The organism is Legionella longbeachae, from assembly GCF_004283175.1.
Classification (GTDB): Bacteria; Pseudomonadota; Gammaproteobacteria; order Legionellales; family Legionellaceae; genus Legionella; species Legionella longbeachae.
On the sequence record NZ_RXNW01000033.1, the window covers coordinates 1 to 1807 of the forward strand.

Below are 1807 nucleotides of genomic sequence, written 5' to 3' on the forward strand. Positions count from 1 at the left end.
ACTGTAATTAATACTATAAATAAAATTTTAGAATTAGATTTTATATCTAATAAAAATAAAAATAATTTGTTACAAATTAAAAAAGACTTGAATCTTATCGAGCCTACTGGGCTTTTTGGGAATTATACATGCGCTCCTCTGGATACCTATTTATTTAACGAAGATAAACATTTAATTTTAGAAGATCAAATTTACAAAATAATCGAAGAATTAAAAAACATTCACTCATTACAATAGACACGATAATAAAATTTAACTTAACGTTACCGATATTTGAGTGAGCAAATCTGTAATTCCAAACAGTATCAAATGCGGATGATGAGATTTATACAAAGTAAGAAGAATGAGAATTATATTGAAGTATTACTTTTTGGCAGTGTTTCGATTTCAAATCCATAATTATATTTAATGACGTAATCATAGGGATCGCTAGAAACGGATTCTGCAATATAATTTAATAAAAACTTATAATCATGATTTGCTAAGCAATCATATTCATCAATTTTACGTTCTGTTAAAGAGATCAACCCATTAGTTTGAGGTGGGTTTAAAAGATATTTATATAAATTTGAATATGCCTCTTCTTTAGTTTTATAAAAAATTAATTTTACTAATGGAATATTAATATCGCTCAATTCAGAAATTAACGAAAGATAATTGTTTTTAAAATAGTGAGTTAAAATGTGAATATCAATTATTGGAATATTATCGATAGGAGCTCCTAATCCAGCATGATTATCAGTTAATACAAAAGGTAAAACTGAATAACTGGTTGAGGGATCATATGTCCAATTAAATTTAGAAAAAAATAATCCTAGATTATTACGGACAAACCTAGTTTTTCTATCAACTTGATTTCTGGCTCCTTCAAGCGCTTCAAAAGCAAAATACAAACTGGGATAGCTATCTGTAGTTAGTCTTGATTTAATCTCACCAATTAAAATTAAATTTCCAAATTTAATAATTAAATCAATTTCTTCCTTTTTTTTATTTACACTAAATTTTTTACATAATTCTACTTTTGAATCTTCTGCAAAATTACTCGATGCTAAACAATCCTTGATCCTTTTTCCAATCAGATATTGATATAATTCCCCCTTATCACTTTGTGCTTTTCCCATCTCACGTAGCCATCTCTCAACGGCTCGTTCTAAAACAATGTCCATCAACGGAGTAAATAATAAATATATATTGTTAGAATCAATAACTAAAGGAAAAGCCCAAAGATCATTTTTGCATTTGTCATATTGCAAAAAGTTTATGATTTTTATAATTTTTGAAAAAGGTAGTCCTGTAACTCTTTTAAGATATGTCGATAGTGTAATTTTATTAATTTTAGGAGCATATAGTGTGTTTCTTAATATTTCTCTTTTAATAAAACTATTCATTAAATCATAACTCATTAGAACTAAATGTCGCAAAGTGATTAATATTTCCTCAATCGTAAAACTTAAATCATTGACATTTTCTTTTAACAATGTTGTAGGAAAATACTCATATAAATTTGCCAATTTATTTAAATATATTAAATTAATATTGCCTAAAAATTCAGAGTTATTGTTATTGGATATAAAATATTTTTGCTTTCTGCCATTAATAACAATTTTTAAACATTTAAAAGTAATATTCTCTAGTGATTTAGGACATAGAAATATTTGTTCCAGTTGTCTTTTTAACCTTCTTTTCTGAGCAATAAAACTACTTAATTGTTTTTGGTTATTTTTTTCCAAAAACAATAATTTTTATTTAACATTATCAATTTTCAATTCTAAAGATCCATATAACGTTCCTGGCCAAAGATTTTCAT

Annotated in this window: 2 protein-coding genes; one reads left to right on the forward strand and one right to left on the reverse strand. The window is 25.7% G+C overall.

Features of this window, described 5'->3' with window-relative positions; translation table 11 throughout:
- Nucleotides 1-237: hypothetical protein (locus tag EKG34_RS18370; RefSeq protein WP_165391565.1), on the forward strand; the 237-nt coding region annotated here is incomplete at its 5' end.
- A gap of 113 nt (nucleotides 238-350) precedes the next feature.
- Here EKG34_RS18370 and EKG34_RS18060 read toward each other — a convergent pair.
- On the reverse strand, nucleotides 351-1730 hold the full coding sequence (locus EKG34_RS18060) for a hypothetical protein (RefSeq protein WP_130560101.1): 1380 nt from the start codon (nucleotides 1728-1730) through the stop codon (nucleotides 351-353).
- Between the last annotated feature and the right edge of the window lie 77 nt (nucleotides 1731-1807).